Consider the following 12,132-nt stretch of genomic DNA (forward strand, 5'->3'; position numbering starts at 1 on the left):
TCAACTTCCCTAAAAAATCAAAGGCTTCCGGAAGGAAGCCTTTGAACACCAAATCACAAAATATTAATATGAAAAAAATTTACTTTTCAGTAAACTTGTGACCCGGCTGGGATTCGAACCCAGGACCCATACATTAAAAGTGTATTGCTCTACCAGCTGAGCTACCGAGTCGGTCTTGTTTTTAGATTTGATAAATTTAAAATAAATTTTAGAATTACCAAACTTTTTTTTGCAGTGCCTGCGACTGGACTCGAACCAGCACATCCTTAGGAAACCACCCCCTCAAGATGGCGTGTCTACCAATTTCACCACGCAGGCAAAAAAATTATAAAAAAATATAACATTTTCGCTAGTGACCCGGCTGGGATTCGAACCCAGGACCCATACATTAAAAGTGTATTGCTCTACCAGCTGAGCTACCGAGTCGGTCACTTTATTACCAAGTTTCAGTGTTAAGTAATGTCCCTTGTTTTTAGTGGTGCAAAGATAGGACTTTTTTCATTATCTCAAAACTTTTTCGCAAATTTGTTTAAAATAAATTCATGATAATTTCACTAGTCGGATACATGGGAAGTGGCAAATCTCACATTTCCAAAATTTTAAGCGAAAAAATAGATTTCAAATTAATTGATCTCGATAGAGAAATTTCTAAGCGAAATAAATTAACGATCCCCGAAATCTTCGAAAAAAAGGGAGAAATCTACTTTCGTAAGCAGGAAAGAGAAATTTTAGAAGAGCTTTTAGCTACAGAAGAAAATATTATTCTGAGCTTAGGAGGAGGCACGCCTGTTTATTACAATAATATGGAAATCATCAACCATAATTCTAAAAGTATCTTTCTCCGAACGTCTATCAATACTTTAATAGAAAGAATTTCAAAACAAAAAGAAAAACGACCTTTGATAGCTAATATTTCAGACGAAAACCTCCCCGAGTTTATTGCCAAACATTTATTTGAAAGAAATGAATTTTACAGCAAAGCTCAGTTCATAATTGGCACCGATTCTAAAGAACCAGAGGAAATCATGAACGAGATTATCGAAAAACTGTATTTATGATTCTTTCTCCTCTTCTTTTTCTGAATCGCTCTCTCCAAAAAAGTCATCCCAATCTGTAAAATCTGAATCTACATCATTTTCTGTATAGCCGTCAATCTCTCTTCTATCCTTTTTGGTAGGTCTTCCTTCACCTCGGTCTCGGTAATAGCTCTGAGACATTTTTCTCAGTTTAAGCAGCTCATACTGTTCTTTATCTGTGACATCTTTGATATGAAGCGAAACTAATTTAGCCCCAATTCTACTTTTGGGGATTTGGATGACTTTTATTTTATAGTCAATTTGATTTTTACGGATTTTAATGACATCTCCTTCTTTTACCTCTTTAGACGACTTTACAACCGATGCTCCTATTGCTACTCTGTTCTTTTTGATCTCGTCGGTAGCAATACTTCTGGTCTTGTAAAAACGAATACTCCATAAAAATTTATCTATTCTCATAATTTTTTATACTTTTGCCGTTATATTATTTGTAAAGTAATTAAAGTTTTTGAAATGAAAAAAATATTTTTGTATATCCTTGCTGGATCTTTGTGTTTTTCAGCTTGTAAGAAAGATGATGAAGTAGAAACATTTGTAGAGCCAGAAAACATTGAGGTAAGAAACTCACTTGATGAGCAGGCTATCCAAAAATTTATGGATAACAACTACTTAGACACTCAAGGAAACATCAAAGCATTTACAGCAGATGCTGCAGACGATAATTATAAAAAATTATCTGAGCTTAGTCCTCAAAAGCTTCCATCGGGAGTTATTTACATTAAACGAGACGGTGCACAACCTAATCCGGGAAAAGCAATAGGAGATAACAGCCTTATCAAAACAATGATGAGAGGAAGTTATTACCGCGCTACTGATATCGACGGAAACGTAGCATTAACTTCTGGCGGAACGTTAATCAATACAATTGATTTGGAAGCTTCTCCGGTAACTGATCCAACATTTTACTATGTTAAAAAATCAGTTCTAACCGCAGCAACCACTGACGCGGCAAAACAAAGAAGTTATTATGAAATCGAAGGACTTAAAGAAGCACTAAAATACTTTAACGGATTTGAAAATCTTCCAAACGAAACCTTACCTAATTTACAAGGAGTAATTATCATTCCTTCAAAAGCCGCTTTTGCAAGAGACACTAATTATTATAATCTTCAAAATGCATGTTTCGTTTTTAATTTTCAAATTTATCACACAGAAACAAGACCTACCGGTCAGGAATAAACAGGAATAAAAATAAAAAAATCCGCTTCAAAAATTTTGAAGCGGATTTTTTTTTTCTCTTTTTAAATTGAAGCTATCTCACATTCCCTAAAATATCTGGGAAATATTTATCTGAAAGATGCTCAAACTCATCACCTCTCATAAACATTGATGCATCTACTTCTTCGTAGGAACTTCTTCCTGCCGCGGCAATCAATTCGTTACAAGTATGTAATGTATTTTTGTGAAAATGGTATACTCTTTCCGCTTTATCCGTTACATCAAGACCTTTGATCAGCATTTTATCCTGCGTTGCTATGCCCGTCGGACAATTGTTGTTATTACATCTCAAAGCCTGAATACAGCCTAAAGAAAACATAAATCCTCTTGCATTATTGCACATATCTGCACCCATTGCAACAGCCCGCAAAATATCTAAACTCGTTAGAACTTTTCCGCTGGCAATTACTCTTAGTCTATTTCTGACATTATAATTCTTCAATGTTTTATTCACAAAAATCAAAGCTGGTTCTAGTGGCATCCCTACTCCATCAGAAAATTCAGGTGGGGCTGCTCCTGTTCCTCCTTCTGCTCCATCGACCGTGATAAAATCAGGATAAATTTTTAAGACATTCATCTGAACGCAAATATCTTCAAACTCTTTGGTATCGCCAATGCACAACTTAAAACCAACAGGTTTTCCACCTGAAAGTTCTCTTAAATGCTGTACAAATTTCAATAAACTAGCAGCATCAGAAAATGATGAATGCGAGGGCGGAGAAATAATCGTTATACCAGGTTGTACGTGACGAATTTTTGCAATCTCAGGTGTATTCTTCACTCCTGGTAAAACTCCACCATGACCGGGTTTCGCGCCTTGAGACAATTTAATCTCAATCATTTTCACATTCGGAAGTGTTGAATATTTTGTAAATAATTCTGGGTTGAATTTTCCTTCATCATCTCTGCATCCGAAATATCCTGTCCCAATTTGCCAGCATAGATCTCCTCCTTCCATGTGGTGTGGAGAAATTCCACCTTCACCAGTATTATGATAAAAATTTCCTTTTTTTGCACCACGGTTTAAAGAAATCTGAGCTCTGTCACTCAATGCACCAAAACTCATTGCCGAAATATTAAATAACGATGCATTATAAGGCTGTGTACATTGTTCGCCACCCACTAAAACTCTTGGAAGTTCTTCTTTAGGAGATTTAGCATAAATAGAATGTTTAATTCCTTCATACTTTCTGTGATTGACTTCTAACTGAGTTCCGAAAGGTACAGTATCACTCAGATTTTTTGAGCGTCTATAGACCGCTGAACGCTGATTTCTTGGAAAAGGCTTCCCATCAGTTTCTCTTTCAATAAAATACTGCTGCATTTCGGGAGAAATGTCTTCAAAAAAATACCTGAAATAACCCAAAACAGGAAAATTTCTAAGAATTGCATGTTTCGTTTGATAGGTATTGTAAATTCCCAATGCATAAACTGCCGTTAAAAATATTGGAATCCAGTAATGGGCTCTGATGAGTAATGCCACAATCCATGTGACAATAACCAACACCAATCCCCAAGATAAAAACTTATCTCTCATAAGAATGTAGATTTAAAATCGTTAAAGAATAAATTTAGTTGAAATAAAGCAAACAGGCTAAGCTTTTGCTAAAAAACTTTCGTAAGACGATTGCACAGAAACCGTGCCATCTGACAGGATTTTTTCTAAAGTTAGAAATTCAATTTGATTGACAGACGCCGCATCAAAATCTTTTTGTACTCTCACGTAATTTTCTGTGAAACCGTACATTTTTCCATCCTTATTTTCGTGCTCCCAAAGTACTGGAAGGGTTTGCCCAAGCTGAGTTTGGTAGAATGCCATTTTTTTCTTTTCAGAAAGAATCCTTAGCATTTTATTGCGTCTTTTTCTTTCAGGAATCGGAACTGCGCCATCCATTTCGGCCGCCTCGGTATTTTCTCTTTCAGAATAAGTGAAAACGTGCAGATAACTGATTGGAAGCTCATTCAGGAAATTATAAGTTTCCATAAAAAATTCTTCAGTCTCTCCCGGAAAACCAACGATTACATCAACACCAATCGCTGCATGAGGCATCACCTCACGAATTTTGTTGACTCTGTTGTTATATAATTTCGTCAAATAACGACGTTTCATTTTTTTCAACAATTCATCGCTTCCAGATTGCAAAGGAATATGAAAATGCGGAACAAAACTTTTGCTTTTAGAAACCAATTCGATGCTTTCATCCTTCAAAAGATTCGGCTCAATCGATGAAATACGGATTCTTTCGATACCGTCAACTTGATCCAATTCTTTAATTAGATCTAAAAAAGTATGCTCGTGTTTTTTGTTTCCAAATTCACCTTTTCCGTAATCACCAATATTTACGCCTGTCAAAACAATTTCTTTAATGTCTCTGGATGCAATTTCTTTAGCATTTTTCAAAACATTATCGATGGTGTCTGAACGAGAAATCCCTCTGGCTAAAGGAATTGTACAGTATGTACATTTATAATCGCAGCCATCCTGAACTTTAAGGAAAGCTCTGGTTCTATCTCCGATAGAATAACTTCCGATAAAGAAATCTGTTTCTTCGATTTCACAAGAATGCACAACACCTTCACTTTCAGATTTTTCTAAATCATCAAGATAACTCAAAATGTTGAATTTTTCTTTGGCTCCGAGAACCAAATCTACTCCTGTAATTTGCGAAATTTCTTCAGGTTTTAATTGAGCATAGCAACCAACAATTACCACCAAGCCTTCCGGATTGGCTTTCATTGCACGCTTTACGTGAAGTTTACATTCACGGTCTGCATTTTCTGTCACCGAACAAGTGTTGATTACATAAACATCTGCTTTCTCATCGAAACTTACCTTATCATACCCAGCATCTGTCAATTGACGGGCAATGGTAGATGTTTCCGCAAAATTTAATTTGCAGCCAAGGGTGTGGAATGCGGCAGTTCTGTGAAAGTGAGACATTTATTGTTCCTGAATTTTGTGGGTGCAAAGATAATGATTTAAATATGAATACTAAATTGATTAAATCTATACTTTGTAATCGTCACTTACTTCCGGACTATTCGCAAAGCAAACTGATGAAGAATTCTGAATTTCTACCTCATTTTTCTGAAGATCTTTGATGCATTGCTCTCTTATATTCCAGATTTCATCTAAATTATAGGGAATATTCTTGTCAAGAATCCATTTTTTAAGAAAATCTTTGTGAAATGAAATTTTCTCTTCAATAATTTCATTGAATTCTATTTCTCTTTCAATCAGCAATTTAGATTTAAAGTCAGTATAATTTGAATTGGGTTTTGTAAAATCAAAATATTCATCATCGATTTTCAGATAATTATGAGCTTCTGGAATATAATTTAAATTAAATTTTTCTAGTGTGCTTTTAATTTTCTGAGTGTATGCTACATTCATCTTAAAAATACCGAGAATTAATTTTACATCTTGCTGATCATTTTCAAGAGCCAATTTTCTTAAAATGGCATGTTTTGTACTACAGGTTCCGCCTAAATCATTAAAAACGCATTGAATATTATTTTTATCTGAATTTCGTTTGTATGGCAATTCTGAAACATATTTACTAGCAGAATGAAAATCTGTGATATTTCTGTTTAAAAATTCATTAGAAATAATGCCTTTGTCTTTATGTATGATGAAATTTTTCATAATTTTCTATTTGAAATTATTCTTCATTTCATTATTAAAATCCTCAGATTTATTTCTTGCAATAGATAGTGTTTTCCAATCTTCATTTTTAAGCATTTTCGCAATAAAAACTATTTGACCGATATGATAAGGGTAATGTGCCAATTGTCTAAAAACCGCATCAATCACCGAATGTGGTTGATTTCTGATGTAAATGGTAGCATTTAGATTCTCCTCATTAATTTGATTTAAAGCTTCAAAAAGACATTTCCAACCTTTCTCCCAATAGTCTAAAACTTCAGATTTTGTTTTAAAGCTATTTATAAATTCTTCATCACGCACTCTCCAGGGTTTTTCACCGTCTTCTGTTAGAAAATTCGTCCATCGGGAAATCATATTTCCAGCAACATGCTTGATAATGATAGCGATCGAATTACTTTCTTCATTAAACTGCCAAAAAATCTGTTCGTCTGAAAGTTGCTCAAATGATTTGTCACCAAGCATCTTATAATATTTAAACCTTTTGATGAATAAATCTGTCATGGGTAAAATGTTTACTATTTATTTAAAACCAATTTAGTGTTTTTCACGTATATAAATGTAAATTGCAGCCTATGAATTGTAAGATCAGCCATTTTATGCAGGATTTAAATTCCTTAAATATTGAAAAGCTTGAAAAATGGTTTACTGATGAAACTGTAATCTGGATTCCTCCTTCGAAAGAAATTTCAGGAAAAAGTAGAATCTTAGCTTTATTCAGAGCCATTTTCAGAAGATATGAAAACATTGAATGGAGCGTTTCTGAAATTTTCCATTTAGGAAATAACAAGTATTTTTATCAGACGAATTCTCTTGGTAATATGTCAGGTAAAGGCAGTTACACAAATGAAATCTGTACCATCATTCAGTTTTCAGAATGCGGAAAAATCCTTTATCTATCTGATTATTTTAAAAATACAAAAGTTTTTAATTAACAAAAGCCATCTCTCTCAAGATGGCTTTCATTATTTATTGTGTAATGATTAATTCCTATTTTTAACCAAAATCCATCCGGAATACTTGATAGGAGCATTATTTCTTTTAGGCTCAGTCCATGTAAATGAGAACCAGTAATTCCCCGTAAGTATCTTTTTGTTTCCTGCTGTTCCGTCCCATTTGTAATCTTTGAATTGATCTGCCTGAAACATCTTATTTCCATAGCGGTCATAAACGGTAAATACAAGATTATGTTTATTTGACAAAGCAGAATAATCTACGTAATCATTTGATCCGTCACCATTCGGAGTAATCGCATTCACAATATTGGGAACTGTAATTTCAACATTCACTTCATGACAGTCGTTAGAGTCTTTTATATAAACCATATGCTCACCTCTTTTCACTCCGGTAAAAACATTAGAATCCTGCCAATTTATATTATCCATAGAATATTTATAGGGCGCTTTTCCTCCTTTTACATTAACAACAACTTTTGCAAAAGAAATGTCTATGCTTGAAATAATAGGCTGAGTATAAGGTAAAACTTTTACATTTTGCATTGCAAAACAATTTCCGGTCTGAAGTTTCACCCAATAATTCCCTACCGATAACCCGGAAACCACTTGGGTAGTTGCCCCTGTACTCCACTCGTACGAAGCAAAACCAGGTCCTGCATCAAGAGTGGCGAGACCATCTATACAAATTGTCTGATCCTTTAAAATAGTAGAATATACTTGTGGAAATATCTTCAAAGTAATTTTCACAATCGTGTAGCAACCTGCAATATCGGAAACCTTTACATAAACAATTCCACTTCCTGAAACATAAGCATTAGATGGTGTGATAGGGTTTGTTCCGGCTTGTGCAGCGGCTAATGTTGTGTAGTATGTTTTTATAGCACCTGGCTGAGCAGTGACATTCGCTAAATCAAGATTAAATGTTGCGACATTTGGATTAGTAGGAGTGGCACAAGCTTCTAAATTGCCATCATAAGCAGAAATCGAACCTTGTTTAAATTTAAATCTACCTATTTCCCTGCAATAATTAATTGGATTTGTTGGGTTTGCAGGATCTTGATAATGTACACTGTAATAATAAACTGTAGTTGTATTTACTGTAATTGGAGTGGTAATCGGACTTGCTCCGGAAATCGCTTCATTTTGATTATAATGATAAGAAACTACAAAATTACTGTTCCCATTTAAAATTCCTGCTGTTAGTACACCAAAATTAAAAATTGAAGGATTCGTACAAATTAAAATCTCTTTAGGATCCGAAGGATTGGCAGCCGGAGAACCCGGTGGAATCAGAGGAAACTGAAGTATTGCAGGATCAGTGAAAGGAGATGCCAATGCAGCTGTACCGCCCCAGGTAAGTGTAAACGGCGAAACATTAGTACTTGCTCCACCCTGAAAATTATCTAGGTATAAAAAGTAAGTTTCTCCGGCAAGAACATCCATATATTTACAATAAGGAGTAGTAGATCCTCCCGCTGCACTGGTTATTGTGCTTGTGAGATTCAAACCTGTATCAGGATTTACACCAATCACCGTTGCAGCATTACATCGTATGGGAAAGCCAAGACTTCCGCATGAAGTATTTGGTCCGTAAACAGCCCAATCATAATCTACAGTAGGATCTGCAGGATTGATCACAAAAGTAAGAGTTCCGCTGGTAGCAATCTTAAATTTATACCATATTGAATTATGCTCTCCTGTACTGAGGCAGTCGCCTAAGCTTTCGTTTGTATTTCCTATACCTGTGGGACTGTATGTAATGCTTGAATTTCCGCAGACACCTAATGCCGAGACGCAATCTCCCTGAGAAAAATAATAATTTGAAATGATGATTAAAAAAAATAGTAGAGTTTTTTTCATGGCATTCTGTACTTATTTCATCAAAATTAAACAAATATTTAAATGATCACAACAAACACACGCAAAACTTATACAAAATCAGTTAAATTTTAATAATTATAATAAAACTAAACAATGCTACGATTTAATACTTGTCAAATTTCCGCAAAGGTTTTCAAGATGAAAAATTTTATGAAACGGGCTTTCTACTTCATTCAAATGTTCTTTGTCCTGAATAAAAGTATACCTCGACGCCAAAGAATTCATATCTGAAACGATGACCAGCCAACATTCATCAACCGATCTGTCATAATATGGAAATTTCTCGTTTTTCTTATCTATTATTTCTAAAATTTTCTCAGAACACAGCTCGTCAAAGAGATTCATATTGTATTCGTGGGTAATAAAAACATTTCTTCGGTGAGTAGATTTCCGGATGCTTTTCACACATCCAATGGGTTTATTTTTTTTAATGCTTTTATAGATATTAAGAATGATTTCCTGCTGCTGCTCTATACTTTCAAATTTTAAATGAGCGTGAAAAGACAAAAAATAAACACCACGATATTTCGTAGTGTCTTCCTGTTCTAATAATATTTCTGCCTGACGGAATATTTTATTTAAATTGCTCTCAACCTTCTTCATTTCAAGATGATTGATGACTTCGGTCAATTCTATTCCGATTTTTTTATTGTTAAATTTTGCGATAAAGTCCGGACTTTCGCAGGTAAGATTTTCAAAGGTAACTTCAGGGAAATGATGCATAAAAGAATTGAGCAGCAAAATTTCTGCTTTCTTCTTATATTTTTCCCTGTCATGAAGCGGAGATTCGTCTATGGTGCGATGATATTTTTCCATCGGCTTCTTTTTCAGATGACGATTCAGGTAATATAAGCTCAGATTCTTGATTAAATCTTCATCAGAAAAAACCTTTTTCATATTTGGAAGTTTTTGATTATCAAAAATTTATACTTAAAGGTAACTAAAAAAACTATTCAACAGATATATTTAAAAATATTTATTATATAATTAATGTAAAGTTTATTTTCTTAATCAATATCTTTGATTCTTTAAACACAAAAATTGAATTTTTTATGGATTTTAAAAATTTTAAAATACCTTACAGCATCAACGAAAAGTATTCTAAAAAAGTTGCCTATTTTTCAATGGAATTTGCCCTTGAGCAGGTTTTAAAAATATATTCTGGCGGACTTGGCTTTTTGGCCGGCTCGCACATGAGAAGCACTTACAATCTGAAGCAGGATTTAGTAGGAATCGGGATTCTCTGGAAATTCGGATATTATGATCAGGCAAGAAACCACGATCAAACGTTACAGCCGACCTGGACTAAGAAAATGTACAGCTTTCTTGAAGATACAGGAATAAAATTTCAAATCGAAATTCACAGTGCACCGGTTTGGGTAAAAGTATGGTATCTTGATCCTGAAACTTTTCACACCGCACCTATGTTTTTCCTTTCTACCGATGTTCCGGAAAACGATCATATTTCAAAAACAATCTGTCACAAGCTTTACGACGCCAACGAATCTACAAAGCTGGCTCAATATATTTTGCTTGGAAAAGGCGGCGCAAAATTGCTCGACGAACTTAATCTTGAAAGAGAAGTTTATCATCTGAATGAAGCTCATGGGCTTCCGGCAGCTTTTTATTTATTAAAAAAATACAACGGAAATCTTCAGAAGGTTAAAGAAAAACTAGTTTTTACAACTCACACTCCTGAGGAAGCCGGAAACGAAAAACACAATCTGAAATTATGCTACGATATGTCCTACTTTTCAGGTTTAAGCATGGAAGAAGCCAAACAATTGGAAGGTTCTGACGGTGAATTGTTCAATCATTCTCTTTGTGCCTTGAAAATGGCAAGAATTGCCAATGGAGTATCTCAGCTTCACGGTGAAGTTTCCCGAGCAATGTGGAGCAAGTACCCGGGAATTTGTGAGATTAAATCAATCACCAATGCTCAGGAATTTAAATACTGGGGTGATAAAAATCTTTATATCGCAAAAGATGAAAATAACGATACCATTTTTGATTATCGCAAAAAGCTTTTGAAGAAAAGATTATTCAAAATAGTTGCTGATCAGACCGGAAATTTATTTGATCCGAATGTTTTCACTATTGTTTGGGCAAGAAGATTTGCAGGTTACAAAAGAGCAGATTTGCTTTTGCATGATAAAGACAGATTCAGAAAATTATTAAATAATCCTAAATATCCGGTGCAGATTATTTGGGCAGGAAAACCTTATCCGATGGATTATTCCTCAATTTCAACCTTTAATACTTTGGTTGAAGAAAGTAATAATCATAAAAATATGGCAGTTTTAACGGGTTATGAGCTTTCTTTGAGTAAATCTTTGAAACAGGGTTCTGATGTTTGGTTAAACAATCCGAGAGTTCCGAGAGAAGCTTCGGGAACATCGGGAATGTCTGCTGCAATGAATGGATCGGTCAACCTTTCAACCGATGACGGCTGGATTCCTGAATTTGCTAAACATGGCGAAAACGCTTTCGTGGTTCCAAAATGTGATTACGAAAACATGAGTATTTATGAGCAGGATAATTATGATTTAAATAAATTATACGAAATCCTTGAAAATGAAATTCTCCCTACCTATTATGACGACCAGAAAAAATGGAGAAACATTCAGCAAAATGCCATGAACGACGTTAAAGACAAGTTCAACAGCGACCGAATGGCTGATGAATATTACCAGATTTTATACAATCAAAATAAATAAATTAAAAATCGTGCGTGAAAATATTTTCACGCACGATTTTTTTTGAAAGTAATAATTATATTTTAATCTGAAATTTAAGATTTAGCCGTAGAAACTCCGATCTCATAAACACTGGCGTGTTTAAGGTACTTTGAGCGTTCTCTTGAAGTAACAGATTCTAAATGGTCGTTTTTAATAACAATAATAGGGTCTTCTGTATTTTCAATTTCAAAGCTTGCTAAATATCTTTCTTCGGGACCTGTTTTATCCTGGTTGGCTTTTATTTTTTGTAATTCATCAGCATATTGCTTAAATCCCGGATCGGAAGAATGAATAAATTTATATTCTGCGCCTGCATCTACATAATAATGTAATTTCTTCTCAATCAAACCAGCTTCTGAAGTTATTTGCGGATTATCATTTCCATCTTTAAAAGCAACTTCTATCAAAGTTCCGTTATGTTCTTGTGTGTATCTTTCAGCATCAGTAAAATTTGAAAAGCCAGTATAAACAATTTGATCTTCAAGTTCATATTTGTTTAGTTTCTTATCATGTGCATTCGTTTCCATAATTATTTAATTTAATATTAAAGAATACATTCAATTTTACTGCCAAATTAC

At 34.3% G+C, this 12,132-nt stretch carries 12 protein-coding genes and 3 tRNA genes; 4 read left to right on the plus strand and 11 right to left on the minus strand.

Features of this window, described 5'->3' with window-relative positions; translation table 11 throughout:
- Positions 1–98: 98 nt before the first annotated feature.
- From MQX03_RS15030 to MQX03_RS15040, 3 genes are all read right to left on the minus strand, one after another.
- Positions 99–171: transfer RNA gene (locus tag MQX03_RS15030), tRNA-Lys, on the minus strand.
- 64 nt (positions 172–235) lie between these two features.
- Positions 236–318: transfer RNA gene (locus MQX03_RS15035), tRNA-Leu, on the minus strand.
- Positions 319–353: 35 nt separating this feature from the next.
- Positions 354–426: transfer RNA gene (locus tag MQX03_RS15040), tRNA-Lys, on the minus strand.
- Positions 427–542: 116 nt separating this feature from the next.
- On the opposite strand from MQX03_RS15040, the gene MQX03_RS15045 reads away from it, so the two are divergent.
- The gene (locus MQX03_RS15045; protein WP_229983782.1) at positions 543–1,058 is read left to right on the plus strand and encodes a shikimate kinase; all 516 of its coding nucleotides are present in this window, start codon (positions 543–545) and stop codon (positions 1,056–1,058) included.
- Here MQX03_RS15045 and MQX03_RS15050 read toward each other — a convergent pair.
- The gene (locus tag MQX03_RS15050; protein WP_129536203.1) at positions 1,053–1,496 is read right to left on the minus strand and encodes an RNA-binding S4 domain-containing protein; all 444 of its coding nucleotides are present in this window, start codon (positions 1,494–1,496) and stop codon (positions 1,053–1,055) included. The genes MQX03_RS15045 and MQX03_RS15050 overlap by 6 nt on opposite strands.
- Before the next feature lie 54 nt (positions 1,497–1,550).
- Between MQX03_RS15050 and MQX03_RS15055 the strand changes: the two genes are divergently transcribed.
- Positions 1,551–2,276 carry a hypothetical protein gene (locus tag MQX03_RS15055; RefSeq protein ID WP_242804023.1) on the plus strand — a complete coding sequence of 242 codons (726 nt, stop codon included), beginning with the start codon at positions 1,551–1,553 and terminating at the stop codon, positions 2,274–2,276.
- 73 nt (positions 2,277–2,349) lie between these two features.
- Here the strand turns inward: MQX03_RS15055 and MQX03_RS15060 are convergent, their stop codons facing one another.
- The 4 genes from MQX03_RS15060 to MQX03_RS15075 all read right to left on the minus strand — a co-directional run bounded on the left by MQX03_RS15060 (position 2,350) and on the right by MQX03_RS15075 (position 6,483).
- Positions 2,350–3,852, minus strand: coding sequence for an FMN-binding glutamate synthase family protein (locus MQX03_RS15060; protein WP_242804024.1), 1,503 nt, complete (start codon positions 3,850–3,852; stop codon positions 2,350–2,352).
- A 57-nt stretch (positions 3,853–3,909) separates the two neighbouring features.
- Positions 3,910–5,256: a tRNA (N(6)-L-threonylcarbamoyladenosine(37)-C(2))-methylthiotransferase MtaB gene (gene mtaB / locus MQX03_RS15065; protein WP_242804026.1), complete on the minus strand. Its 1,347-nt coding sequence runs from the start codon at positions 5,254–5,256 to the stop codon at positions 3,910–3,912.
- Between the two features lie 66 nt (positions 5,257–5,322).
- Positions 5,323–5,961, minus strand: a complete 639-nt coding sequence (locus MQX03_RS15070) for a hypothetical protein (RefSeq protein WP_242804028.1) — start codon at positions 5,959–5,961, stop codon at positions 5,323–5,325.
- 6 nt (positions 5,962–5,967) lie between these two features.
- Positions 5,968–6,483: a DUF1572 family protein gene (locus tag MQX03_RS15075; protein ID WP_242804030.1), complete on the minus strand. Its 516-nt coding sequence runs from the start codon at positions 6,481–6,483 to the stop codon at positions 5,968–5,970.
- Between the two features lie 71 nt (positions 6,484–6,554).
- Between MQX03_RS15075 and MQX03_RS15080 the strand changes: the two genes are divergently transcribed.
- Positions 6,555–6,914: a nuclear transport factor 2 family protein gene (locus MQX03_RS15080; protein ID WP_242804032.1), complete on the plus strand. Its 360-nt coding sequence runs from the start codon at positions 6,555–6,557 to the stop codon at positions 6,912–6,914.
- A 48-nt stretch (positions 6,915–6,962) separates the two neighbouring features.
- On the opposite strand, the gene MQX03_RS15085 is transcribed toward MQX03_RS15080, so the two are convergent.
- Positions 6,963–8,795 (minus strand): T9SS type B sorting domain-containing protein, encoded by a 1,833-nt coding sequence (locus tag MQX03_RS15085; protein ID WP_242804034.1) that lies wholly within the window; start codon positions 8,793–8,795, stop codon positions 6,963–6,965.
- 117 nt (positions 8,796–8,912) lie between these two features.
- The gene (locus MQX03_RS15090) at positions 8,913–9,713 is read right to left on the minus strand and encodes a hypothetical protein (protein ID WP_242804036.1); all 801 of its coding nucleotides are present in this window, start codon (positions 9,711–9,713) and stop codon (positions 8,913–8,915) included.
- Positions 9,714–9,868: 155 nt separating this feature from the next.
- Here MQX03_RS15090 and glgP point away from each other — a divergent pair, with 155 nt between their 5' ends.
- Positions 9,869–11,533 (plus strand): alpha-glucan family phosphorylase, encoded by a 1,665-nt coding sequence (glgP, locus tag MQX03_RS15095; protein WP_242804038.1) that lies wholly within the window; start codon positions 9,869–9,871, stop codon positions 11,531–11,533.
- Positions 11,534–11,607: 74 nt separating this feature from the next.
- Here glgP and MQX03_RS15100 read toward each other — a convergent pair whose 3' ends face one another.
- The gene (locus MQX03_RS15100) at positions 11,608–12,081 is read right to left on the minus strand and encodes a hypothetical protein (protein WP_242804040.1); all 474 of its coding nucleotides are present in this window, start codon (positions 12,079–12,081) and stop codon (positions 11,608–11,610) included.
- Positions 12,082–12,132: the final 51 nt, after the last annotated feature.

This window comes from Chryseobacterium aahli (genome assembly GCF_022699665.1).
GTDB lineage: Bacteria > Bacteroidota > Bacteroidia > Flavobacteriales > Weeksellaceae > Chryseobacterium > Chryseobacterium aahli.